The organism is Streptomyces sp. bgisy159, from assembly GCF_057707805.1.
Genome location: NZ_JBYIQX010000006.1, coordinates 170,742 through 193,646, shown reverse-complemented (window position 1 = coordinate 193,646; position 22,905 = coordinate 170,742). Strand labels below are relative to the sequence as shown.

Annotated in this window: 19 protein-coding genes; 17 read left to right on the top strand and 2 right to left on the bottom strand. The window is 76.1% G+C overall.

All coding sequences use genetic code 11. The features are described 5' to 3' along the window. Positions 1 to 265: 265 nt before the first annotated feature. The 5 genes from AC3ET3_RS09120 (at position 266) to AC3ET3_RS09100 (ending at position 6,061) form a co-directional block, all read left to right on the top strand. A complete protein-coding gene (locus tag AC3ET3_RS09120; protein WP_432138381.1) occupies positions 266 to 955 on the top strand; it encodes a response regulator in 690 nt (229 codons plus the stop codon). A gap of 169 nt (positions 956 to 1,124) precedes the next feature. Further along, positions 1,125 to 2,861 carry a sensor histidine kinase gene (locus tag AC3ET3_RS09115; RefSeq protein ID WP_435611945.1) on the top strand — a complete coding sequence of 579 codons (1,737 nt, stop codon included), beginning with the start codon at positions 1,125 to 1,127 and terminating at the stop codon, positions 2,859 to 2,861. Between the two features lie 275 nt (positions 2,862 to 3,136). Further along, positions 3,137 to 4,252, top strand: a complete 1,116-nt coding sequence (locus tag AC3ET3_RS09110; RefSeq protein WP_432138383.1) for an NAD(P) transhydrogenase subunit alpha — start codon at positions 3,137 to 3,139, stop codon at positions 4,250 to 4,252. Then, positions 4,249 to 4,644, top strand: a complete 396-nt coding sequence (locus AC3ET3_RS09105; RefSeq protein WP_435611944.1) for an NAD(P) transhydrogenase subunit alpha part 2 — start codon at positions 4,249 to 4,251, stop codon at positions 4,642 to 4,644. The genes AC3ET3_RS09110 and AC3ET3_RS09105 overlap by 4 nt, the downstream gene beginning before the upstream one ends. Position 4,645: 1 nt before the next feature. Beyond that, positions 4,646 to 6,061, top strand: coding sequence for an NAD(P)(+) transhydrogenase (Re/Si-specific) subunit beta (locus tag AC3ET3_RS09100; RefSeq protein WP_435611943.1), 1,416 nt, complete (start codon positions 4,646 to 4,648; stop codon positions 6,059 to 6,061). Between the two features lie 27 nt (positions 6,062 to 6,088). Here the strand turns inward: AC3ET3_RS09100 and AC3ET3_RS09095 are convergent, their stop codons facing one another. Both AC3ET3_RS09095 and AC3ET3_RS09090 read right to left on the bottom strand, forming a co-directional pair. Then, a complete protein-coding gene (locus AC3ET3_RS09095; protein ID WP_432157709.1) occupies positions 6,089 to 6,967 on the bottom strand; it encodes a universal stress protein in 879 nt (292 codons plus the stop codon). A gap of 292 nt (positions 6,968 to 7,259) precedes the next feature. Beyond that, complete coding sequence (locus AC3ET3_RS09090; RefSeq protein WP_432138387.1) at positions 7,260 to 8,255, bottom strand: CapA family protein; 996 nt, start codon at positions 8,253 to 8,255, stop codon at positions 7,260 to 7,262. A 596-nt stretch (positions 8,256 to 8,851) separates the two neighbouring features. On the opposite strand from AC3ET3_RS09090, the gene AC3ET3_RS09085 reads away from it, so the two are divergent. The 12 genes from AC3ET3_RS09085 (at position 8,852) to AC3ET3_RS09030 (ending at position 22,904) form a co-directional block, all read left to right on the top strand. Then, positions 8,852 to 9,898 (top strand): Acg family FMN-binding oxidoreductase, encoded by a 1,047-nt coding sequence (locus AC3ET3_RS09085; RefSeq protein WP_435611942.1) that lies wholly within the window; start codon positions 8,852 to 8,854, stop codon positions 9,896 to 9,898. A gap of 462 nt (positions 9,899 to 10,360) precedes the next feature. Continuing rightward, positions 10,361 to 10,825: a cyclic nucleotide-binding domain-containing protein gene (locus AC3ET3_RS09080; RefSeq protein WP_435611941.1), complete on the top strand. Its 465-nt coding sequence runs from the start codon at positions 10,361 to 10,363 to the stop codon at positions 10,823 to 10,825. A gap of 46 nt (positions 10,826 to 10,871) precedes the next feature. Then, a complete protein-coding gene (locus AC3ET3_RS09075; RefSeq protein WP_435611940.1) occupies positions 10,872 to 11,474 on the top strand; it encodes an Rv1733c family protein in 603 nt (200 codons plus the stop codon). Positions 11,475 to 11,587: 113 nt separating this feature from the next. Further along, positions 11,588 to 12,010 (top strand): Hsp20/alpha crystallin family protein, encoded by a 423-nt coding sequence (locus AC3ET3_RS09070; protein WP_432138391.1) that lies wholly within the window; start codon positions 11,588 to 11,590, stop codon positions 12,008 to 12,010. 375 nt (positions 12,011 to 12,385) lie between these two features. Beyond that, positions 12,386 to 14,188: an acetate--CoA ligase gene (acsA, locus tag AC3ET3_RS09065; RefSeq protein ID WP_432157712.1), complete on the top strand. Its 1,803-nt coding sequence runs from the start codon at positions 12,386 to 12,388 to the stop codon at positions 14,186 to 14,188. Continuing rightward, positions 14,185 to 15,180 carry a pyruvate dehydrogenase (acetyl-transferring) E1 component subunit alpha gene (pdhA, locus tag AC3ET3_RS09060; RefSeq protein WP_432138393.1) on the top strand — a complete coding sequence of 332 codons (996 nt, stop codon included), beginning with the start codon at positions 14,185 to 14,187 and terminating at the stop codon, positions 15,178 to 15,180. Before acsA ends, pdhA begins: the two co-directional genes overlap by 4 nt. A gap of 2 nt (positions 15,181 to 15,182) precedes the next feature. Further along, entirely contained in the window at positions 15,183 to 16,274 is a 1,092-nt protein-coding gene (locus AC3ET3_RS09055) for an alpha-ketoacid dehydrogenase subunit beta (RefSeq protein ID WP_432138394.1), read from the top strand. A 1-nt stretch (position 16,275) separates the two neighbouring features. Next, entirely contained in the window at positions 16,276 to 18,039 is a 1,764-nt protein-coding gene (locus tag AC3ET3_RS09050; protein ID WP_432157713.1) for a dihydrolipoamide acetyltransferase family protein, read from the top strand. A 5-nt stretch (positions 18,040 to 18,044) separates the two neighbouring features. Next, positions 18,045 to 18,299, top strand: coding sequence for an acyl carrier protein (locus tag AC3ET3_RS09045; protein WP_432138396.1), 255 nt, complete (start codon positions 18,045 to 18,047; stop codon positions 18,297 to 18,299). A gap of 1,824 nt (positions 18,300 to 20,123) precedes the next feature. After that, on the top strand, positions 20,124 to 21,041 hold the full coding sequence (locus tag AC3ET3_RS09040; protein WP_432138398.1) for a hypothetical protein: 918 nt from the start codon (positions 20,124 to 20,126) through the stop codon (positions 21,039 to 21,041). Continuing rightward, positions 21,025 to 22,485 (top strand): V-type ATPase 116kDa subunit family protein, encoded by a 1,461-nt coding sequence (locus AC3ET3_RS09035; protein ID WP_432138399.1) that lies wholly within the window; start codon positions 21,025 to 21,027, stop codon positions 22,483 to 22,485. The genes AC3ET3_RS09040 and AC3ET3_RS09035 overlap by 17 nt, the downstream gene beginning before the upstream one ends. Next, positions 22,482 to 22,904, top strand: coding sequence for an ATP synthase subunit C (locus AC3ET3_RS09030; RefSeq protein WP_432138400.1), 423 nt, complete (start codon positions 22,482 to 22,484; stop codon positions 22,902 to 22,904). The genes AC3ET3_RS09035 and AC3ET3_RS09030 overlap by 4 nt, the downstream gene beginning before the upstream one ends. Position 22,905: the final 1 nt, after the last annotated feature.

Genomic DNA, 22,905 nt, shown 5'->3' with positions numbered 1-22,905 from the left:
GCTCCCCTCCTTCGTTCGTCCGTCGGCCCCCTCAGCGTGACTCCGCCGCCCCGCGCGCCCCAGGGGCCGCCCGGCCCCGAACGCGGGCCGGGGGTCCTGCACGGGACCGGCGAACGGGGGAACCCGTTCATCAGGGCCGATCGGCCCTGGTCCGTCCGGCCGCGGCTGGGGGAGGATCGGCTACGGGCCCGACCGCGCCGAGCGCGTGCCCCCGCGGACGACCGAACGCGACACGACAGTGAACGACGACACGAGGAGTGAACCGATGGCGGACAGCCGGCGGCCGGACCCCGAGACACCGATCAGGGTCTTCCTGCTGGACGACCACGAGGTGGTGCGGCGCGGCGTGCACGACCTGCTGAACGACGAGCCGGACATCACCGTGGTCGGTGAGGCGGCGACCGTCGAGCAGGCCCTGGTGCGGGTCCCGGCGCTCCGCCCCGACGTGGCCGTGCTGGACGTCCGCCTGCCGGACGGCGACGGCGTCACCGTCTGCCGCGACCTGCGCTCCCGGATGCCCGACCTGGCCTGTCTGATGCTGACCTCCTTCGACGACGAGGAGGCGCTGCTGGACTCCATCATGGCGGGCGCCAGCGGCTACGTGCTCAAGCAGATCCAGGGCTCCGACCTGGTCTCCGCGGTCCGCACGGTCGCCGCCGGGCAGTCCCTGCTGGACCCCAGCGCCACCGCCCGGCTGATGGCCCGGCTCCGCCACGACCAGCACCAGGAGGAGGAACCCGACGTCCTGCCCGGTCTGACGGCGCGTGAGCGCGAGATCCTCGCCCTCATCGGGGAGGGACTGACCAACCGGCAGATCGGGCAGAAGCTCTTCCTCGCCGAGAAGACCGTCAAGAACCACATCTCCCGGCTGCTCGCCAAGCTCGGCGTGGAACGCCGCATTCAGGCGGCCGTCATCGCCACCCAGGCCCAGGACCGGCTGCGCCGCCCGGAGTAGACGCCCCGGCCCCGCGTCGGCCGCGCCGCACGGAACCGTGTTCCGGCCCACCCCGGGGCGAGCCGGCGCGTGCGCATCCCGTATCGTCGCCTGCCCTGGGACGTTACCGTGGCTGGTGAGCCCGGACGGCCGGGCGCGGAACACGGTACGGGGATCGGGAGGACCACGGGTGACAGACGCTGAGGAGGGCAACGGCGAGGCCCGTGTACGGCTCCCGCAGCTCCGGCTGGACGAACTGCTGGAGGAGCTGCAGGCACGCCTCGACGCGGCCCGCGGCACCCGCGACCGGGTGCACAGCCTGCTGGAGGCGGTGCTGTCGGTCGGCCGCGAACTCGACCTGGAGCAGGCCCTGCACAGCATCGTCGAGGCCGCGGCCGTCCTCGTCGACGCCCAGTACGCCGCGCTCGGCGTGATCGGCCCCGACGGCACGAGCCTGTCGGACTTCCACACCGTCGGCATCGACGACGAGCAGATCCGCGAGATCGGCCACTACCCCGAGGGCCACGGCATCCTCGGCGAGCTGATCCGCCACCCCGAGCCGCTGCGCCTGACGAAGCTCTCCGAGCATCCCGCCTCGTACGGCTTCCCGGCGCACCACCCGCCGATGAACAGCTTCCTCGGCGTCCCCATCCGGGTGCGCGACCAGGTCTTCGGCAACCTGTACCTCACCGAGAAGCGCGACGGGGCGCAGTTCGACGAGGACGACGAGTCCGTCCTGTCGACGCTCGCCGTCGCGGCCGGCGTCGCCATCGACAACGCCCGCCTGTACGAGGAGTCCCGGCTGCGCGAGCGGTGGCTGCGGGCCACCGCGGAGATCACCCAGAGCCTGATGTCCGGCAGCGAGCGCACCGAGGTGCTCCGGCTGATCGCCGACCGGGCCCGGGAGATCACCGGCGCCGCCCTGGCCGTCGTCGCCACCCCCATGGAGGACACCGGCTCCCTCACCGTCGAACTGGCGCTCGGCGCCGAGGCGGAGAAGCACCAGGGACTGGTGCTCCCCGTGGACGGCAGCCTCCTCGGGGAGGCGTTCACCACCGCGGCCCCGGCGACCAGTGCCGACGCGCCGACCGACAGGCGGATCAAGGCCGGCTCGTCGCGTTTCGCCGGACTGGGGCCCGCCGTCGCCGTGCCCATCGGGTCGGGCGACGAGGTGAGCGGTGCGCTGCTGCTGGTGCGCCATTCCGGCCAGGGCCACGCCCCCTTCTCGGAGAAGGAGATCGACCCCCTCCAGGGCTTCGCCGCGCAGGCGGCGGTCGCGATGGAGCTGGCCCAGCGCCGTCAGGACGCCGAGGAGATCGCGGTGCTCCAGGACCGCGACCGGATCGCCCGTGACCTGCACGACCTCGCCATCCAGCGGCTCTTCGCCACCGGTATGACCCTGCAGAGCGCCGGGCGCTTCATCGAGCACCCGGAGGCCGCCGAGCGGGTCGTGCGGGCGGTGGACGACCTGGACGAGACCATCAAGATCATCCGGTCGACGATCTTCGGCCTGCGCTCCCGCGAGGCATCCGGCGGCTCCGGACTGCGCGCGCGGGTCGTCCGGGTGGTCGGCGAGACCGCTCCGGTGCTCGGCTTCGCACCCAGCGTCCGGATGGAGGGCCTGGTCGACACCGCCGTGCCCCGCGAGATCGCCGACCATGTGGTCGCCGTGCTCTCCGAGGCGCTCACCAACGTCGCCCGCCACGCGCGGGCCGACCGCGCCGACGTCATGCTGGCGACCGACGGCCGCGAGGTACGGCTGACGGTCTCCGACAACGGGGTGGGCATCCCGGCGGAGGGCCGGCGCAGCGGGCTGCGCAACATGGCCGAGCGCGCCGAGCAGTACGGCGGCGAACTCGCGGTGACCTGCCCGCCGGAGGGCGGCTCGACCCTTCAGTGGCGGGTGCCGGTCGGCGACGGGGAGTAGCGCCACCCGGGCCCCTCGGCCCGCCCGATCACCCGACGGCCCCTCACCGAGGGGCCGTCGGCCCTTTCCCCCGCGCGGTGCTCCAGGTGAGGCTGGATTGATCCGTCCGAGGAGGGCACCGTGCCGTACGCCTGGTCAGCGTCGCGCCACCGGCGGACAATGCTCCCAGCACTGTGCCGATCTCCGAAACCGTGCTCGGCGGGCGGGCCGGGGCACGGCCCGTCGTCGAGTTCCGAGGCCCGGCCGCGACCGGGCCATTGGGGAGGCCGCAGAACATGGGAACCGTCACCGTGGGAGCCGTACGGGAACGAGCCCCCGGGGAACGCCGGGTGGCTATCGTCCCCGAGGCCGTCACCCTCCTGCGCCGGGCCGGGATCGACGTGCTCGTCGAGACCGGTGCGGGCTCGGGAGCGTGGTTCACCGACGCCGACTACACCGAGGCCGGCGCGCGGGTGGTCCCGCCCGACGAGCTGTACGCCCGCGCCGACGCCGTCCTGTGCGTCGGCCCGCCGGACGCCGACGGCACCGCGGCCCTGCGCGCCGGCCAGACCCTGATCGGTCTGCTCGAACCGCTGCGCCACCCCGACCTGGTCCAGGAGCTGACCGGGCGCGGCGTGCGCACCGTCAGCCTCGACCTGCTGCCCCGCACCCTCAGCCGCGCCCAGTCCATGGACGCCCTGACCAGCCAGGCCAACATCGCCGGCTACCGGGCGGCCGTCCTCGCCGCCGACACCTACGACCGCTTCTTCCCGATGCTGACCACCGCGGCCGGCACCATGCGCCCCGCGCAGGTGCTGGTCCTCGGCGCCGGGGTGGCCGGACTGCAGGCCATCGCCACGGCCCGCCGCCTGGGCGCCGTCGTCACCGCCTACGACGTACGCCCCCAGTCACGCGGCGAGGTGGAGTCGCTCGGCGCCCGGTTCCTCGACGTGCAGGGCCCGCCGGAGCGCGAGCCGGGCACCGGGCGCGGCGGCTACGCCCGGGAGCTGACCGAGGAGGAGCAGCGGGCCCAACGCGCCGCCCTCGACGCGCACATCGCCCGCAGCGACGTCGTCATCACCACCGCCCAGGTGCCGGGCCGCAGGCCGCCCCTGCTGGTCACCGCCGCCGTACTGGAGCGGATGAACCCCGGCTCGGTCGTCGTCGACCTCGCCGCCGGCGACCTCGGCGGCAACGTCGAGGGCTCCGAACCCGACAAGACAGACGTCCTGGACAACGGCGTCACCGTGATCGGCGCCGGACGACTGCCGTCGGCGATGGCGACCGCGGCGTCCACCGCCTACGCCCGCAACCTCGTCGCGCTGCTGCGCCACCTCGTGCGCGACGGCGAACTCGTCCTCGACCCGGCCGACGAGATCACCGGCGCCCTGATGGGAGAGACCGCCCCATGACCCAGCTCGACCTCCTCACCGCGATCACCGTCTTCGTGCTGAGCGTCCTGGTCGGCATCGAGGTGATCAGCAAGGTCCCCGCGACCCTGCACACCCCGCTGATGTCCGGCTCCAACGCGGTGCACGGCATCGTCGTCGTCGGGGCCATGCTCATCGCCGCCCACGCACACAACTGGATCGGCTACACCCTCGCCTTCGCGGCCATGGTGTTCGGCGCGATGAACGTCGTCGGCGGATACGTCGTCACCGACCGCATGCTGGAGATGTTCAAGCCGAAGCCGACCGCCGAACGCCCCGCCCCCGAGCAGTCGGGCGACGGGCGGTCCGGCGCCGGGCAGTCGGGCGCCGGGCAGTCGGGCGCCGGGCAGTCGCCGGCCGGGAAGGTGCGGTGACATGGACACCGTCGAGAACGCCGTCCACTACGTCTTCCTCGGCGCGGCCGCCTGCTTCGTGCTCGGCCTGCGCCTGATGAACCACCCGCGCACCGCCCGACGCGGCAACACTCTGTCCGCCGCGGCCATGACGGTCGCCATCGGCGCGACCGTCTGGCTGGTCGCCCACCAGGGCCTGATCACCCGCACCGGCTGGACCGTGCTGATCACCGGCGGACTGGTCGGCGCGAGCCTCGGCCTGTGGAGCGCCCGGTCGGTGCGGATGACCGCCATGCCCCAACTGGTCAGTCTGTTCAACGCCGTCGGCGGCGGCGCGGCGGCCCTCATCGCGGTCAGCGACGTCCTCCAGACCGAGGACGCCGCGCTGCTCGGCGCCCGCGTGTCCCTGCCCGCCGCGCTGGACATCGTCATCGGCGCGGTCACCTTCTCCGGCTCCCTCGTCGCGGCCGGCAAGCTGCAGGGCCTGGTCTCCGGCGCACCCGTCGTCTTCCCCGGGGCGCGACTGCTCAACGCGCTGCTGCCCGCGTCCTTCGTCGCCGGGACCGTGTGGCTGGTGCTGGCCCCCGACTCCCGGACCGCCCTGTTCGGACTGGTGGCCGTGGCGCTGCTGTTCGGCGTGACCATGGTGCTGCCCATCGGCGGCGCCGACATGCCGGTCGTCATCGCCCTGCTGAACGCCTTCACCGGCTCCGCGGTCGCGATGGCCGGCTTCGTGCTGAACGAGACCGCCCTGATCATCGCGGGCATGCTGGTCAGCTCCTCCGGCGGCATCCTCACCAAGCTGATGGCCGACGCCATGAACCGCTCCCTCGCCGGCATCGTCGTCGGCGGCTTCGGCACCGCGGACAACGGGCCCGCCGCGGCCGGCACCGGGGGACCCGCCCACGTGCGGTCGGTCGGCGCGGACGACGTCGCCATTCAGCTCGCCTACGCCCGCAAGGTCATCTTCGTCCCCGGGTACGGCCTGGCCGCGGCACAGGCACAGCACGAACTCGGCGACCTCGCCCAGCTGCTCACCGACCACGGCGTCGACGTCAGCTACGCCGTCCACCCGGTCGCGGGCCGCATGCCCGGCCACATGAACGTGCTGCTGGCCGAGGCCAACGTGCCCTACACCCAGCTGAAGGAGATGGACGACGTCAACCCCGAGTTCCCGCAGGCCGACGTCGCCCTCGTCATCGGCGCCAACGACGTCACCAACCCGCTCGCCCGCAAGTCCGGCAACGCCATCTCCGGGATGCCCATCCTCGACGTCGACCGGGCGCGCAGCGTCGTCGTGGTCAAGCGCTCCATGGGCCACGGCTACGCGGGCGTCGACAACGAGCTGTACACCGACCCGAAGACCGGCATGTTCTTCGCCGACGCCAAGCAGGGGCTGAGCGATCTGAAGGCGGCGGTCGGGGAGTTCGTCGGCTGACGGGAGGGGCGGCGGCACCCGTACCGGTCAGCGGTGCGGGACGACCGCCACCGGGCAGCGGGCGTGATGGATCATCGCGTGGGTCACGGGGCCGGTGTGCGGGAGCAGGCGAGGTGCGCGGATCCGGCGGCCCACGACCAGCAGGGCCGCCTCCCGCGACGTGCGCAGCAACTCCTGCGCGGGGTGCCCCTGGACGACCAGCACCCGCACCACCACAGCCGGGTACTGTGCCCGCCACGGGTCGAGGATCCGGGCCACCGCCCGCTCGGTGTCCTGCTGCTGAGCCGCCGTCACCGCCTCCGGGGCCGGGCGCACGGCGAGCGGAAGCTGCCAGCCGGCCACCACCCACAGCTGCGAGCCCCGCCGCGCCGCCGCGTCGAAGGCGAACGCCGGCACCTCCTCGCAGGGCTGCTCCGCGTCCACGCCGACCACGACCGGGCGGCCGACACCCGGGTCCGAGACGTCCGGGACACCGGGGCCGTCGACCGGCGGCCGGTCGGCGCGCACGAGGACCACGGGCCGGTCGGCGCGCGCGACCGTGGCCGACGCGACCGACCCGGCCATGAACCCGCCGATCCCGCCGAACGCCCTGCTGCCCACCACCAGCAGCTCCGCCCGCGACCCCGCCGCGACCAGCGCCTCGGCGGCCGGACGGGCGACCCGCTCGGTGCTCAGCGGCACCTGCGGCAGGCACTCCTCGATCCGGTCCGCCGCCGCCCGCAGCACCTTGTCCGCCCAGTACCGCGAGGCGTCGGACTCCGGCGGACCGGAGCCGGTGCCCAGCTCCTCGTCCGCGTACAGCAGGCGCAGCGGCAGCCCGCGCCGCAGCGCCTCCCGGGCCGCCCAGTCGGCGGCGGCCAGGCTCTCGTGCGAGCCGTCCACTCCTACGACGATCGGGCGCGGCACGGCCGCCACCTCCCCGCATCACAGCTCCACCCGCCCGGACACGGGCTCCTCCCCGTAGTGTCCCGCCCGACCCCCACCCCCGGACAGGGCCCGCCCGGCCCCGCACCGGGGCCGAACGGATTCCCGCCGGTGCACGGGTGGCCGGGTGCGCGCCTCGCCGTCGCGGCCGCGGCGGTGGCGGTAGCCGTGACCGTGGCCGGCGCACGGTGCCGGGCCGGGTGGGCTCGCGGGCCGGCCGCCGGAGCGGGTGCCGGTGACCGTGACGTGGCGCCGGACCCGCCTGGCCCGCCGGTCACGCGGTGGCCCGGGGCGGGGGCGGCCAGTCCGCCGAAAGGCGGTCGCCCTCGTCGGTGACGGCCGTGCCCGACTCGGCGCAGAGCCGGGTGAGACGGTCGGCGATCCACGCGTACTCGTCCCGGTTCGCCAGGCGGGTGTGGCAGTAGTCCAGGGCGATGGGGACCGCCTCGGTACGCAGCGGACCGTCCCCGCCGAGGGTGACGAACCACAGCAGGCCGAGATCGTTGCGCAGGCTCGGATGGACGGCGTAGTCGTCGACGAAGTCGCCCAGGTCGAACAGGACGGGGCGGGTGAAGCCGTGGAAGACGTGGGCGGAGTGCCCCACCACCAGGTCCGCGCCGGCGGCGGTGAGCGCCGAGGCGGCCCGCCGGACGTGGGGCACGGGACGGGCGGTCATGTTCGGCCCCCAGTGGACCGTGACGACGACCAGGTCCACGGAGCCGGCTCCGGCGAGGTCCCCCAGCGCCCGGACCGCCCACTCGGGCACGTCCTCGTCCCAGAGGTTCGCGTACGCCACCCCGGGCCGGTCCGGTCCGGCCGCGAATTCGGCGGGGTGGTCGGTGAGCGCGAGGATCCCGAGCCGCAGCCCGCCGGCCGTCACCACCAGCGGCGCCCTGGCCGCCGCCGCGTCCGCCCCCGCCCCGACCGACCGCACGCCGGCCCGGGCCAGCTCGGCCCGGGTGTCCAGCAGGGCGTCGGGACCGTAGTCGAGGGCGTGGTTGTTGGCCAGCGACACGGCGTCCACGCCGAGGCCCGCCAGGACGTCGGCCGCGCGGGGCGGGGCGCGGAAGAAGAACGGCTTGCCCGGCACGTCGACCGGGGCACCCCGGTCCGACACGCAGCACTCCAGGTTGACCAGGAACAGGTCCGCGTCCCGGACGGCGGTGTGGACCGCGGGGGAGAACAACGGGCCGGGCCGGCTGTGCCGCAGCGCCTCCGCGACGCCGCGCCCCAGCATCGTGTCCCCGGCCAGCGCGACCCTGACGACCATGACTCCCGGGCACCTCCCTGGGCCGGCCCGCACTCCTCCTCCCATTGTCGTCGGTGCCGCGCGGAACGCGGGAGCCCGGAAGGACAGGAAGGGGAGGAACCGGAGCGCCGGGCCCGTGGGGCGGCGGTGTCCGCTGACGTCCGTTCCGACGTCGCCGGCCTGCCACGGGCCCGGCACGGGGGCGGGTGACCTGGTCCGCCCCCTCCGAGGAGCCGCCTGGGCGGCAGATGCCGGTCCCCACACCGGCACCGGCCCGTGAGACCCGCGACCCCGCATCGGGCATCCGCCTGCCAGACCCGAGGCGAGGACCGCGAGCGGCGTCAGGGCGCAGATGAGGGACGCGCCCCGTGCCGCCGGTCTCACGGGCTCGCCACCACTGTGCCGTGCCCGGCACCGCCGGGGCATGGGCCGAGCGGCGCACCCCGCGGGGGCCGACCGCCCCCCGGCTCCCGCCCGTGCCAGGGCCGTTGGACCCCGCCCGCGCCCCCGGCCGCCGTCCGTGCCCCACGTGAGCCGCACGGCACGCCCCAACGGCCCTACCGGCCGGCCCCGCCGGCGCCTGTGATGGGGGGAGGAAGACCGGAAGGGACGGACGGATGACTGAAACGGCGGTACCAGCGATGCCCGGGGGGTCTCACCTGCTGCCCGATCACGCGGCCCACTACCTCGTCCGCGCGGCCGTCACCGCGCCCTCGCACTGCAACGCCCAGCCCTGGCGCTTCGTCGCCCGGGACGGCGAACTGCACCTGCACGCCGACCCGACCCGCATGCTGACCGCCTCCGACCCGGACGGGCGGGAGACGCTGATCAGCTGCGGCGCCGCGCTGTACAACGTACGGCTGGCCGTGCGCCACCTCGGCTTCCTGCCCCGCGTCGCGCTGTTCCCGGACCCCGCGCGGCCCTGGCACGTGGCCACCGTCCACTGGGGGCCGTACGCGCCGCCCAGCGCCGAGGAGGAGCGGTTGTTCGCCGCGCTGCCGCAGCGGCACACCCATCGCGGCCCGTTCCGCCCCGACCCGCTGTCCGCCCGCCTCATCGAGCAGCTGCGCCGGCACGCCGGAGTGGAGGGCGCCGGGCTGTACACCGTCTCCGGCCGGGAGGACCTGCGCCACCTCGCCCTGCTGATCCGCGAGGCCGAGTCCACCCGGCGGGCGCTGCCCGACTGCGGCCGCGAACTCGCCGAGTGGACGCCGCGCGCCGGCAGCGGGCGAGCCGACGGCATCCCCGCCCACGCCTACCCGCGCAACCCCGACACCACCGCCTTCGCCGGGCGCGACTACGCCGCCCACACCCGGCGCGGCCACGACGGCGGCCCCGCCCAGCGCACCCTGCGGCCCTCCCTGGGCCTGGTCGTCCTGCTGGACACGCGGCACGACCAGCGCACCGACTGGGTGCGCACCGGCCAGGGCCTGCAGCGGATGCTGCTGCACGCCGCCGCGGCCGGCGTCGCCGCCGCCTTCCACACCCAGCCGCTGGAACTGCCGGACCTGCGCCGCCGGGTCCGCCGCTCCGTGTTCGGCGGCGGCCACCCCCAGGTGATCCTGCGCCTCGGCTACGTCAACACGGTCCGCCGCACCCCGCGCCGACCCGTCCGCGACGTCCTCACCGTCCGGACGGCGACGGGACTGCCGCTCACCGTCTGACGGCTCCCGTGCCCGGGCGACCGGTGCCGCCGAGGCCGTCCGCGGGCGGGGCGGGGCGGGCGCGGCGGGCGTCGGCAAGCGCGCCCGGGCGGCTCCCCGGGGGCGGGGGGGGGAGCCGGCACGGGGACGTGGTGCGGGGCGGGTTCGGACGCGCGTGGTCGGGGCGGGTGTCGCGGGCCGCGTGCGCGGGGGCGTGGAGCGGCGGAGCGCGTTCCGCCCGTGCGGGGGACCGGCTCGGCACACTCCTAGTCTCGCGGCGGCCCGGCCGGGCGCGGCTCACGGCGGACGCCCCGGCCGACGGCGGCCCGCGGGGCGATGCGGGCGGGACCGGCCGACCGGGCCGCTGCAAGGGGCCGGTCGGCCCATGCGGCGGGGGCGTTCGTGGCCGACGCTGGGAGCAGGAGGTGTTCGGCACCGATCATCGCGACCTCTGCCGGCGCGCCGGCATCGAGGAGGCCCCCCATGACCACCCTGACCACACCCCGCCCGACCAGGACGCTGCCCGCCGAGTACCGGGGCCGGCTGATGTCCCTGGCGCACGAGGTCCGCTACCCGGGCGGCATCCGGCTCTTCGCGGAGGGCGGCCCCGCCGACCGGCTGTGGATCATAGAGTCCGGCACCGTCGCCCTGGAGATGCGGGTGCCCGGTGCCCAGCCGGCCGTGATCGACACCCTCGGCAGCGGTGAACTCCTCGGCTGGTCCGCGCGGTTCCCGCCGTACCGGCGGCGCTTCAGCGCCCGGACCGTGGGCCCGGTGCGTGCCTTCGAGTTCGACGCGGCGGCCGTGCGCCACCTGTGCGAGGACGATGCCGAACTCGGCCAGGTCGTCGCGCAGTGGGCCGGCGAGGCCGTGGTCCGCCGGCTGCAGGCGGCCCGCACCCGGCTGCTCGACCTGTACGCCCCCTACGGCAGCGGGGCCCGGGGATGACCCGTATCGGCCGGTGAGCAGGTCACCCCGGCGGGAGGTGTCGGCGATGGCGAGGACGGGACGGGGACGCGGGACCGGGCGGCGGTGGCTCTGGCGCTGGCGGGCCAATCCGCTGCGCCGCCTCAGCGACCGCGTGGAGGCGTGGATCATCCTGAGCGCCTGGATCCTGGCCCTGGCCGGCGGAGTTCTCGCCGGTGTGTCGGCGGGGACCGGGACGCAGCACCTCCTCGACGCGCACCGCGCGGCCGTGCACCAGGTGACCGCCGTCCTCACCGCCGACGCCCCGAAGGCCCCGCCCGCGGCAGACGACGGCGTCGGCGACGGCCTGGTCTGGGCGCAGGTGCGCTGGACCGACGCCGACGGGGCCACCCACACCGGCCGGGCCAAGGTCGAGCCCGGCGGCGAGACCGGCGGCAAGGTCACCACGTGGACCGACGGCTCGGGCCGGCTGGTCGCCGAGCCCCTCACCGCCTCGGCGGCCGAACTCCAGTCGGCGATCACGGGCACACTGGCCGCACTGGGCACCGCGACCGGCGTCCTGCTGGGCTCCCGCCTCGCCCGGCGCCCGTTGGACCGCCGACGGATGCGGGCCTGGGAGACGGAGTGGGCGCAGGTCGGACCGCGCTGGCGCAAGAAGATGTGGGGCTGACGCGGGGCCGGGGAAGCAAGCGGCCGGTGGTCCTTTCCCGGGGCCCGGACGGCTCACGCCCGCCGCGGCCGGCGGCGGGACCCTGGAAGTGGAAGAGGCGGAGGAGGTGCCCCATGAGCGCGATGACGGAGCGGCTGCCCGGCTGGCCGAGCCTGCCCGACCTGTTCGGCTGGGTCGAGGGCGGACTCCCCCTGGCACACACGGTGCCGGGGACGCACGCCATCCGGATCGAGGAGCAACTGACCGACGGCGCCTACGTCCTGCGCGCCGAACTCCCGGGCCTGGACCCGGCGAAGGACGTCGAGGTCACCGTCGACGAAGGCCTGCTCACCCTGCGGGCCGAGCGGACCGAGGAGACGAAGGACAAGCACCGCACCGAGTTCCGGTACGGCACGTTCACCCGGTCCGTGCGGCTGCCCGCCGGAGCCAAGGCCGACGAGGCCACCGCCGAGTACGAGGGCGGTGTCCTGACCATCACCGTACCGGTGCCGCAGAAGGAGGAAGGAGCCAGGACCATCCCGGTGCGGCTCGCCTAGCACCGTGGTGCACGGATGCCGCACCACGTACGCGCGGCCGGGTGCGACCCCTCCCGGCCGCGCTCCGCTGCGCCGGTCCCGGCGGCCCCCGGTACGCGGTTCAGTCCGGTGCGTCGTAACACGCCGGCCTCGTCCGCCGACCGCCGTCGCGCCGGAGGAGCGGACGGCACAGAGCGCGGACGGCACAGAGAACGGACGGCACCCGCCGACGGGCGTACCCGGTCCGGCCGGCTCCCGGGACCGTGTCCGTCCGTCGCGTCTGCGCGGTGCCGCCCGGCGCGGCCCCCGGGCCGTTCGGCCCAGTGCGGCCGAGGCGGCCCCGGCGCATGGTCGGAAGAGGACCGCGGGAAACGGTCCGCAGGGAAGGGGGCTCGTATGCCCTGGGAGACGATCCACAAGGACACTCCGCCGCAGGTGCCGCCCAACCTGGCCGACTACGACAGGACGTACACCGGTTTCTCGTGGTCCGAGGCCCGCGCCGAACTGGCCGGACTGCCCGGCGGGCGAGGACTGAACATCGCACACGAGGCCGTGGACCGGCATGTCGCGGCCGGCCGCGGCGACGCGGTCGCGCTGCGCTGCGTGGCCCGCGACGACACCGTCACCACCGTCACCTACGGAGAGCTGGCCGCTACCGCCTCCCGGTTCGCCCACGTGCTGCGCACCCTCGGCGCCGGCCGCGGCGACCGGGTGGTGACCCTGCTGGGCCGCTGCCCGGAGCTGTACACGGTGGTCCTCGGCACCCTGAAGAACACCAGCGTCCTGTGCCCGCTCTTCTCCGCCTTCGGCCCCGACCCGGTGGCCCAGCGGCTGCGGCTGAGCGACGCCCGGGTCCTGGTCACCACAGCGGACCTGTACCGCAGGAAGGTCGCCGGACAGCGTGACCGGCTGCCGTCCCTGGAGCACGTGCTGATCGTGGGCGACGGCGCGGACGCTCTCCCCGGCACGCTCTGCCTCGACGAGCTGACCGCGCGGGCGCCGGACGCGTTCACCATCCCGGCCACCGCACCCGAGGACATGGCGCTGCTGCACTTCACCAGCGGCACCACCGGCACCCCCAAGGGTGCCGTCCACGTCCACGAGGCCGCCGTCGCCCACTACGCCACCGCGCTGTACGCCCTCGACCTGCACCGCGGCGACGTGTACTGGTGCACCGCCGACCCGGGCTGGGTCACCGGCATGTCGTACGGCGTCGTCGCCCCCCTGATGCACGGCGTCACCGTCGTCGTAGACGAGGGCGACTACGACGCGCGCCGCTGGTACCGCATCCTGGCCGAGCAGCACGTCACCGTCTGGTACACCGCCCCGACCGCGCTGCGCATGCTGATGCGCACCACGCCCCGGACGGGCCCGTACGACCTGCCCGCCTCCTACGACCTCCGCGCCCTGCGCTTCATCGCCTCGGTCGGGGAACCCCTCAACCCCGAGGCCGTGCTGTGGGGACGGGACGTGCTCGGGCTGCCGGTGCACGACAACTGGTGGCAGACCGAGACCGGAGCGATCATGATCGCCAACTTCGCGGCCTGTCCCGTCCGGCCCGGCTCCATGGGCCGCCCGCTGCCCGGCGTCGAGGCGACCGTGCTGCGGCGCGGCGAGGACGGCCGCGCCGAGGTCGTCGACGGCCGCGTCACCGAGCTGCGCGAGCCCGGCGTCGAGGGGGAACTCGCGCTGCGCCCCGGCTGGCCGTCCATGTTCCGCGGCTACCTCCACGACGAGGACCGCACCGCGGCCGCCTTCGCCGGGGGCTGGTACCTCACCGGCGACCTGGTGCGGCGCGACGCCGACGGCTGGTACTGGTTCGTCGGCCGGGCCGACGACGTCATCAAGTCCGCCGGACACCTCATCGGCCCCTTCGAGGTGGAGAGCGCGCTGATGGAACACCCGGCGGTCGCCGAGGCCGGTGTCATCGGCCGCCCCGACCCCGTCGCCGGGAACGTGGTCAAGGCGTTCGTGACCCTGCGCCCCGGTGCCGCGCCCACCGACGGCACCCGGCGCGAACTGCTGGCCTTCGCCCGACGCCGGCTCGGACCCGCCGTGGCCCCCCGCGAGATCGCCTTCGACCAGCACCTGCCGCACACCCGCAGCGGCAAGGTCATGCGCCGGCTGCTGCGCGCCCGGGAACTCGGCCTGCCCGAGGGCGACCTGTCCACCCTGGAGTCGACGGAGGGGCCGTCATGACCGCCAGGAAGCGTGCCCGCCCGCAGGAACGGCACCGGCTCGACCTGCTCGCCTCGATGCTGCGCATCCGCCGTTTCGAGGAGCGCTGCGTGGAGCTGTACAGCGCCGCCCGCATCCGCGGCTTCATGCATCTGTGCATCGGGGAGGAGGCCGTCGCCGTCGGCGTCAACGAGGCCCTCACCGCCGACGACGCGGTGGTGTCGACCTACCGGGAACACGGACACGCGCTGGCCCGCGGCGTGCCCGCCGACGCGATCATGGCGGAGATGTTCGGCAAGGTCACCGGCTGCAGCCGGGGCCGCGGCGGCTCCATGCACCTCTTCGACGCGGGCCGCCGCTTCTACGGCGGCAACGCCATCGTCGCGGGCGGACTGCCGCTCGCCGCCGGCCTGGCCCTCGCCGACCGCATGACCGGCCGGAACCGTGTCACCTGCTGTCTGTTCGGCGACGGCGCCTTCGCGGAGGGCGAGTTCCACGAGACCGCGAACCTGGCCGCGCTGTGGGGGCTGCCCCTGCTGCTGGTCTGCGAGAACAACCTGTACGCCATGGGCACCGCCCTCGACCGCCACGAGGCCGCGACCGACCTGGCACTGCGGGCGGCCTCCTACGGCATGGTCTCCTGGGCGGTCGACGGCATGGACGTCCGCGCCGTCGAGGACGCCGCCCGCCGCGCCGCCGAGAGCGTTCGCGCCGGCGCCGGCCCGCACTTCCTGGAGATGCGCACCTACCGGTTCCGTGCCCATTCCATGTACGACCCCGACCGCTACCGTGAGAAGGGCGAGATCGAACGCTGGAAGGAACGCGACCCCGTCGACCTCCTCGTCCGCGGCCTCGAAGAGCGCGGAGAACTCACCGACGAGGCACTCGCCGCTCTGGAGGAGCGGACGGCGGACGAGATCGACGCCGCCGTCGACAGCGCGGAGCGGGCCCCGGAGGAACCGGTCGAGGACCTGCTGCGCCACGTCACCAGCGCCCCCGCGGAGGTGAGCTGACCATGGCCGCGCACACCGCGAGCCCCACCGCGGACCGCAGCGGGGAACGGGCCACCGGTCGGGCCCCGGCACGGACCACCTACCGGGAGGCGCTGCGCGAGGCCCTGCGCGAAGCGCTGCGCACCGACGAGCGCGTCTTCCTGATGGGCGAGGACGTCGGCCGGTACGGCGGCTGTTTCGGCGTCAGCCTCGGCCTGCTGGAGGAGTTCGGCCCCGAACGCGTGCGCGACACCCCGCTGTCGGAGTCCGCGTTCGTCGGCGCCGGGATCGGAGCGGCCCTCGCCGGGATGCGGCCCGTCGTGGAGATCATGACCGTCAACTTCAGCCTCCTCGCCCTCGACCAGATCCTCAACAACGCGGCGACCCTCCTGCACATGTCCGGCGGCCAGCTGGCCGTCCCCCTCGTCATCCGCATGACCACCGGCGCCGGACGGCAGCTCGCCGCCCAGCACTCGCACAGTCTGGAGGGCTGGTACGCGCACATCCCCGGTCTGCGGGTCCTGGCGCCGGCGACCGTCGGCGACGCCCGCCGCATGCTCGCGTCCGCACTCGCCGACCCCGACCCCGTGCTGATCTTCGAACACGCCGTACTGCTCAACGTCTCCGGCGACCTGCCCGCCGACGCGGGCCCGGCGGACCTGGACCGTGCGGCGATCCGCCGGCCGGGCACCGACGTCTCCCTGATCACCTACGGTGGCTCGCTGCCCAAGACGCTGGCCGCGGCCGGGGAGCTGGCGGACGCCGGCATCAGCGCGGAGGTCGTCGACCTGCGGACCCTGCGCCCGCTCGACGACGCCACGATCACGGAGTCCGTCTCGCGCACCCACCGGGCGGTCGTCGTCGACGAGGGCTGGCGCAGCGGCAGCCTGTCCGCCGAGATCTCCGCGCGCCTGACCGAGCACTGCTTCTACGACCTCGACGCCCCCGTCGAACGCGTGTGCAGCGCCGAGGTGCCCGTGCCGTACGCCCGGAGGCTGGAGGAGGCCGCGCTGCCCCAGGCCGCCGGCATCGCCGCCGCGGCCCGCCGGGCGGTCGGACCACCGCCCTACACGGCGGACGCGCGGCGCCCGCGGGAGGCGGGGGAGGCGGGCTGACATGGCCGAGTTCACCATGCCCTCGCTCGGCGCAGACATGGACGAGGGACTGCTCCTGGAATGGCTCGTCGCTCCGGGGGACCAGGTGGCCAAGGGCGACGTGGTGGCGGTCGTGGAGACCGACAAGGCCGCGATCGAGGTCGAGTGCTTCCACTCCGGGACGGTGGGCCGGCTGCTGGTCCGACCGGGGACGCGGGTGCCGGTGGGGACGGTGCTCGCGGAGATCGAGACCCATGGGGCGGGGAGCGGCTCCGCCACCGGGGCGCCGACGGCCGGCGACACCGGCGCCCCGCACCCGACGGGCGCCCGCCGCCGCGACCGGCCCCGTGCCGCCGCCTCCGAGCCGTCGGGGAGCCGGACCGCCCTCACCGGCACGCCCGCGGCCGCGGGCGGTCCCGGCGAGGCGCCGCCGCGGCCGCCGGAGACCGCGCGGGTGGCGAGGACCGCCGAGGTCCCGGACACCGCGCGGGCTGCGGCAGCCACGGAGGGCGCGAGCCCGGCCGGTGCCGTCGGCACCGGCGCCGGGACACGGCGCGCGGGGACCGCGGGCCGTGCGGCGGCCCCCGGGCCGCCGGCCGCGGCCCGTCCCGCCGAGGGCGGGGAACCCGTGGGGGACGCGGCGCAGGCGGGCGAGCCCGCGCGACCCGCCCCGTCCGCCGGGCCGCCCGAGGGGGAAGAGGTCACTGACGCGGCACGGACCGGAGGGCAACCGGCCGGGCACGCGGCTGCCGGGTCGCCCGGCGGCGGGTCCGGCACGGGCGCCGGGCCGCTCGTACGGCATCTCGCCGAGGAGCGCGGCGTCGACCTCGGGGCCGTCCACGGCACCGGGCGCGGCGGCCGGATCACCCGGGCCGATGTCGAGCGGGCGGCACCGGTCGCACCCCCGACCGTGCGAGCCACCCCGTACGCCCGGCGCCTGGCCCACACCCTCGGCGTCGACCTCACGACGCTGCGCGGGACGGGACACGGCTCGGCCGTGCGCGCGGCGGACGTCCACGCGGCGGCCCGGACGGCACCCGAGCCGGCTACGGCGCCGCGCCACGGCGGGGCCGAGCCCGCAGCGGTCCCGCGCCGGCAGGACGACGACCGGCGCGACGAGCACACGGCCACCATGCGCCGGGCCATCGGTGAGCTGATGAGCCGGTCCAAGCGGGAGATCCCGCACTACTACCTGTCGACCACGGTCGACCTGGCGGCGGCCGAGGAGTGGCTGCACCGGCGCAACAGGGGCCGTCCGCCCTCCGACCGCGTCGTGTCCGCCGCCCTGCTGCTCAAGGCGGCGGCGCGCGCGGCTCGCGCCGTGCCGCAGCTCAACGGCTTCTGGCAGGACGGTCACTTCGTCCCCGGGCCCGGCGTGCACCTGGGTTTCGCGGTGTCGCTGCGCGACGGCGGCCTGCTCACTCCGGTGATCCACGAGGCGGACACCCTCGCGCCCGAAGCCGTCATGGCGGCCCTGAAGGACCTGGTGCGGCGGGCCCGCCAGGGACGGTTGCGCGGCAGCGAGGTCGCAGGCGCCACGCTCACCGTGACCAGTCTCGGGGAACAGGGCGTGGAGTCGGTGTTCGGCGTGATCCACCCGCCCCAGGTCGCCCTGGTCGGCTTCGGCGCGGTCGTCGAGCGGCCCTGGGCCGTGGGCGGGATGCTCGGGGTACACCCGGTGGTCACCGTGACCCTGTCCGCCGACCACCGCGCCAGCGACGGCGCCGTGGGGGCGCGCTACCTCACGGCCGTGGACCGTCTGCTGCAGGAACCAGAGGAGTTGTGATCCGGATGACGTCACTGACCAGTGCCGAGGCCCGCCACCTCGTGGAGGAGGCCATCACCGGGATCGTCCCGGACGCCGACTTCACCCGCGTCGGACCCGACGACCGGTTCCGCGACGTGCTCGAACTGGACTCGCTCGACTTCCTGACGCTGGTGGAGGTCCTGTCGGAGCGCACCGGGGTGCGGATCGACGAGGACGACTACCCCCGGCTCACCACGCTGGCAGACAGTGCGGCGTTCCTCGTCGAGAGGTCCCGCTGAGTCGTGGGGGCGATGGGTGAGGCCCGAGGTGTTCGGCGGACGGCCCGAGGTGTTCGGCCGACGGACGGCTGAGGGGCGACGCGGATGACGGACGCGGCGCGCCACCGCACCCGTCGGCTCGGTCCGGTCCGGCCGCCGTGCGTCCGGATTCTCGACGACGACCTCCGGCCCCCTCGCCGCCGCCGAACGCGAGGCCATGGCCTGCAAGTAGCGGATCATGAGGTCGTGGCGGAACTCCTCCGACGGACGGCCGGCCTGGGTCGGCACCGTATGGCGCGCCTCGCCCGAGGCCGTCGCGCTCTCCCGTGTGTACCGGTCGTTCATGGCAGCCCCCCACGGTGCGCGTGGACAGGGTCCCCAAGGCCACCATCGCGCCGACACCCCGCCGGTGACAGGGCCGCCCGGCCCCTTGTGCGGGTCGGGTCGGCCCCTGGAAGGGGCGACACCCCCTTCGTAGCGTGGAAGCGAAGCGACCCGGCATCGGACGCCACGTCCGGCTCGGGAGGTGACCATGATCCGGTTCCGTGTCTTCCTCGCCCGTTTCCGCCCGGCCGGCGCACCCGGCCCGGCGGTGGCGGGCGGCGTGCCCGCCGACCGGACCGCCGAACTCGCGGCCGAACTGGCGGCGCCGCTCGCCCTGCTGGACGACACCGTCGCCCGGGCCGCGGCCCTGCGCGCCGACGCCGAGCGCGAGGCGACCGCCCGCCGCCGCGCCGCGGTCGCCCGGGCCGACGCCGTCGTCCGGGCCGCCCGTGCACGCGCCCCCGGCATCAGGGCCGAGACGGCCGCCCGGTGGGCCGAGCGGTCCCGGGAGGCGGCCGCCCGCACCGAGGCAGCGGCCGAGGACACCCTGGCCCGGCTCCGGCAGCGGGCCGAGCAGCGCACACCGGCCGTGGCCGCCCGACTCGTCGCCACGGCCCTGCGGGACATCACCGCGGCGGCCGACCCGGACCGCCCGCCCACCGCCGCCACCGGCTCACCCCCCGGGCCCCCGCCCGGTGCCCCGGCTCCGCCTGCCCGTCCGCCGTACGGCAGCGCGCCCCCGTCGGCCCTACCTCCAGCCGGCCCGTCTGCCACCGGCCCACGCGCCACGGGCCCGCCGCAGGACTCCGCCGGCCCAGGTGCCTCGGGTCCGTCGCAGGATTCCTCTGGCCCACCTGCCTCGGGTCCGTCGCAGGATTCCTCTGGCCCACCTGCCTCGTGTGCGCCGCAGGATTCCTCCGGTCCACCTGCCTCGTGTGCGCCGCAGGATTCCTCCGGTCCACCCGCCTCGGGTCCTCCGCAGAACTCCGTCGGCCCACCCGCCACCGGTCCACGGCCGGACTCCCGCCCCCCGGACCCGCACCCGGAGCCCAGACCTCCGCTCACCGGCGACCCGCCCCCACGCGGCGCGGAGCCGAGCGGTGCGCAGCGCGGTCGTCCGCTCGGGCCGATGCCCGACGCCGGACCTCGGGCACCGAACAGCGCCGGCCACGGCGACCGCGACCCGGGCCACGCCCCGTCGACCGGGGGAGCGGACGCCCGAACCCCGGGCGGCCAGGTCGGCGACACCCCGCCCTCCGGAGGCCCGGCGTCCCCGGCCTCCGGTAGCCCGGCGCCCTCGCCCTCCGGTAGCCCGGCGTCCCCGCCCTCCGGAGGCCCGGCGTCCCCAGCCTCCGGTAGCCCGGCGCCCTCGCCCTCCGGTAGCCCGGCGTCCCCGCCCTCCGGTAGCCCGGCGTCCCCAGCCTCCGGAGGCCCGGCGCCCTCGCCCCCCGAAAACCCGGCGTCCCCGCACACCCGCCCGGCGGGCCTGGGCGCGGCGGACGAGCGCGGCGAGGAGGAGTGATGGGCGCGGGATGGGTCGCCGGGGTGACGCGGGCCAGAGCCATGACGGCCACCTGCGCCGGCCCCCGGCGCGCCCACCGGGTCGCCGCGGCGGCCGACCGGGACGAGGCGTGGCATGTACTGGCGGGCACCGCCTACCGGCGCGACCCCGTGGAACGGGACGAGGGGCCGCGGACCGTCGCCGACGTCCTGGTGTGGCAACTGCGGGTCCTCGCCGGCTGGCAGCCGCGGGCCGGTGCCGCCGCCCTGCGCCTGCTCGCCTCGGGGTTCGAGATCGCGAACACGCGCTCGCACCTGCGCGCCCTGTCCGGTGTGCCGCAACCGCCGCCGTACCGGCTGGGCGCGCTGTCGACCGCCTGGACCCGCCTGGCGCGCACCGCGTCCCCGGCAGAGGTGCGGGCCGTGCTGGCCTCCTCCGTGTGGGGCGACCCAGGTGGCGAGGCCCCGGCCTCCGTGGTCGCCGCGATGCGTCTGTCGGCCGCCGCCCGGACCGCCGCGGGCGTCCCGCACGCCGCCCGCTGGACCACCGGTGGAGCCGCCCTGCTCGTCGCCCGCGAGACCTTCCTGGCCGGCCGCCGGCCGGAGGGCCAGGCCGCCCGGCAGGCGACCGTACTGCTGGGCCGGGGCGCCCTGTCCGCGGTGTCCTACGGCGACTACCGTGCCCGGCTCCCGGCCGACGCCCGCTGGGCGCTGGGCGGGTCCGACCGGCCGGAGGACCTGTGGCGGGCCGAGGCCCGCTGGTGGCGCGAGGTGGAGCAGGACGGGCAGCGCCTGCTGCGCGGCACCAGCCCGGGCCCGGCCCCCGTCGTGGGCGCCGCCGCCGTCCTGGCGACCGACGCCCGGCGGGTCCGAGCCGCCCTGGAGTGCGCCGCGTACGGGGGCCGGGCCGTGGAGGCGTTCGATGAACTCCTGGGCTGACACGCTGGTGCCGACGCGGATGCGGCGGGTGGCGGTGATGGCCGCCGAGCCGGCCCTGCGGGACGTCCTGGTACGCGTCGCCGACGCCGGCTGCGTCGAACTGGACCGCCCCGCCGGGGCCGCCGCCGGGGACCCCGGCCCGGCCGCCGCCCGGCTGCGCGGATCGGCCACGCCCCCGGCCGCCCCCCGGCTGTCGGCCGCCCCACCCGATCTCGACGCGCTGTCCGCCCGGGGCCGCACCGATCTGCTCGCGGGCGAGGCCCAGCTGGAGGCGTACCGGGCGGCGGCCGTGCGGCGCGGCCCCGTCGCGGCCCTGGCCGGCTGGTGCCCCGCCGCCGACGTACCCCGCCTCGCCGGCCGGCTGGCCGACGCCGGGGGCGCCGTCGTACCGCTGCGTAGCCCGCGCGGCACCGACCCGCCGACCCTCCTGCCCGACACCGGCCCGGTGCGGCGCTCCCTGGCACCCCTGGTGCGCACCTACGGCACCGTCCCCTACGCCGACGTCGACCCCACGTTCGCCGCGGGCCTCGCCTACGTCGTCATGTTCGGCATGATGTTCGGCGACGCCGGTCACGGCCTGCTGCTGCTCCTCGGCGCACTCGTGCTGCGCTCCGGGCGCCCCCGCGGCCGACCCGCCCTGCGCCGGGCCTGGCCCTTCCTGGCCGGTGCGGGCATCGCCAGCACCCTCGCCGGCATCGCCTACGGGGAGTTCTTCGGGCCCACCGGGGTGCTGCCCGTGCTGTGGCTGAACCCCCTCGACCGGCCGCTCCCGCTGCTGCTCGCCGCGATCGCGTTCGGCGCGGTCCTGCTGGCCCTCGCCTACGCCGCGGGCACCGTCAACCGCTGGCGCGAGGGCGGACCGGGCCGCGCCCTGTACGCGTCGTCCGGTGTCGCCGGCGCCGCCGTCTTCCTCGGCCTCGCCGGGCTCGCCGCCGGCATCGCCCGCCACCTGCCCGCGCTCACCGCCGGGGGCGCGGCCACCGCCGGTGCCGGGCTGCTCCTGGCGGGCGCCGGACTGTACGGCGCCACGGGGGGCGGTCTCTCGGGCGGCCTGCAGACGGCCGTCCAGCTCTTCGACGTCGTCGTCCGGATCGGCTCCAACACGGTCTCCTTCGCCCGCCTCGCCGCGTTCGGGCTCACCCACGCCGCGCTGGGCGCGATCGTCTGGCAGGGCACCGAAGCCCTCGCGAGGACCGGCGGCCCGCCCGCCCTCGTCGCGGCCGGCCTCGTGCTGGTCCTCGGCAACGCGCTCGCCTTCGCCCTGGAGGCGCTGGTGGCGGGCGTACAGGCGCTGCGCCTGGAGTTCTACGAGCTGTTCTCCCGGGTCTTCGACGCGGAGGGCCGGCCCTTCCGGCCCTGGCACGTGCCCACCGAGGTGCCGGAACCCCCCGCACCCCGGCCCGCCCCCGCCCCCGCATCCCGTCGCACGGAGGTGACATCATGATCGCCTGGCTGGTCGCCCTCCCCGCGTTCCTCGCGGCCTTCGCCCTGACCCGCCGACTGCTGCGCCGCCGCAGGCCGACCGCGCTGCGGCCCCTCCTCGCGCTCGACGGGGCCCTGTTCGCCGGAGGTCTCGCCCTGCTGCTGGTCGCCCTGACCGGTGATCCGGCGCGGGCCGACACCGTCACGACCACCGCACAGGACTCAGGCTCCGGTTCCGCCGCTCTCATCGGCGCCGCCATCGCGGTCGCCGGCGCCTCCATCGGTGCCGCGATCGCCGTCGCCTACACGGGAGCGGCGGCCCTGGCCGCGCTCAGCGAGCGTCCCGAACTCTTCGGCCGGGCCATGGTGATCGTCGGACTCGCCGAGGGAATCGCCATCTACGGCCTGGTCGTCGCCATCATCCTCATCGGGAAGGCCTGAC

Excerpts from the sequence above, each read along its gene's own strand:
- AC3ET3_RS09055 (WP_432138394.1), top strand. The coding sequence starts at position 15,183 with ATGGCCGCGCACACCGCGAGCCCCACCGCGGACCGCAGCGGGGAACGG.
- AC3ET3_RS09110 (WP_432138383.1), top strand. The coding sequence starts at position 3,137 with ATGGGAACCGTCACCGTGGGAGCCGTACGGGAACGAGCCCCCGGGGAA.
- acsA (WP_432157712.1), top strand. The coding sequence starts at position 12,386 with ATGCCCTGGGAGACGATCCACAAGGACACTCCGCCGCAGGTGCCGCCC.
- AC3ET3_RS09040 (WP_432138398.1), top strand. The coding sequence starts at position 20,124 with ATGGGCGCGGGATGGGTCGCCGGGGTGACGCGGGCCAGAGCCATGACG.
- pdhA (WP_432138393.1), top strand. The coding sequence starts at position 14,185 with ATGACCGCCAGGAAGCGTGCCCGCCCGCAGGAACGGCACCGGCTCGAC.
- AC3ET3_RS09090 (WP_432138387.1), bottom strand. The coding sequence starts at position 8,255 with ATGGTCGTCAGGGTCGCGCTGGCCGGGGACACGATGCTGGGGCGCGGC.
- AC3ET3_RS09045 (WP_432138396.1), top strand. The coding sequence starts at position 18,045 with ATGACGTCACTGACCAGTGCCGAGGCCCGCCACCTCGTGGAGGAGGCC.
- AC3ET3_RS09075 (WP_435611940.1), top strand. The coding sequence starts at position 10,872 with ATGGCGAGGACGGGACGGGGACGCGGGACCGGGCGGCGGTGGCTCTGG.
- AC3ET3_RS09120 (WP_432138381.1), top strand. The coding sequence starts at position 266 with ATGGCGGACAGCCGGCGGCCGGACCCCGAGACACCGATCAGGGTCTTC.
- AC3ET3_RS09030 (WP_432138400.1), top strand. The coding sequence starts at position 22,482 with ATGATCGCCTGGCTGGTCGCCCTCCCCGCGTTCCTCGCGGCCTTCGCC.
- AC3ET3_RS09070 (WP_432138391.1), top strand. The coding sequence starts at position 11,588 with ATGAGCGCGATGACGGAGCGGCTGCCCGGCTGGCCGAGCCTGCCCGAC.
- AC3ET3_RS09035 (WP_432138399.1), top strand. The coding sequence starts at position 21,025 with ATGAACTCCTGGGCTGACACGCTGGTGCCGACGCGGATGCGGCGGGTG.
- AC3ET3_RS09085 (WP_435611942.1), top strand. The coding sequence starts at position 8,852 with ATGACTGAAACGGCGGTACCAGCGATGCCCGGGGGGTCTCACCTGCTG.
- AC3ET3_RS09105 (WP_435611944.1), top strand. The coding sequence starts at position 4,249 with ATGACCCAGCTCGACCTCCTCACCGCGATCACCGTCTTCGTGCTGAGC.
- AC3ET3_RS09050 (WP_432157713.1), top strand. The coding sequence starts at position 16,276 with ATGGCCGAGTTCACCATGCCCTCGCTCGGCGCAGACATGGACGAGGGA.
- AC3ET3_RS09100 (WP_435611943.1), top strand. The coding sequence starts at position 4,646 with ATGGACACCGTCGAGAACGCCGTCCACTACGTCTTCCTCGGCGCGGCC.
- AC3ET3_RS09080 (WP_435611941.1), top strand. The coding sequence starts at position 10,361 with ATGACCACCCTGACCACACCCCGCCCGACCAGGACGCTGCCCGCCGAG.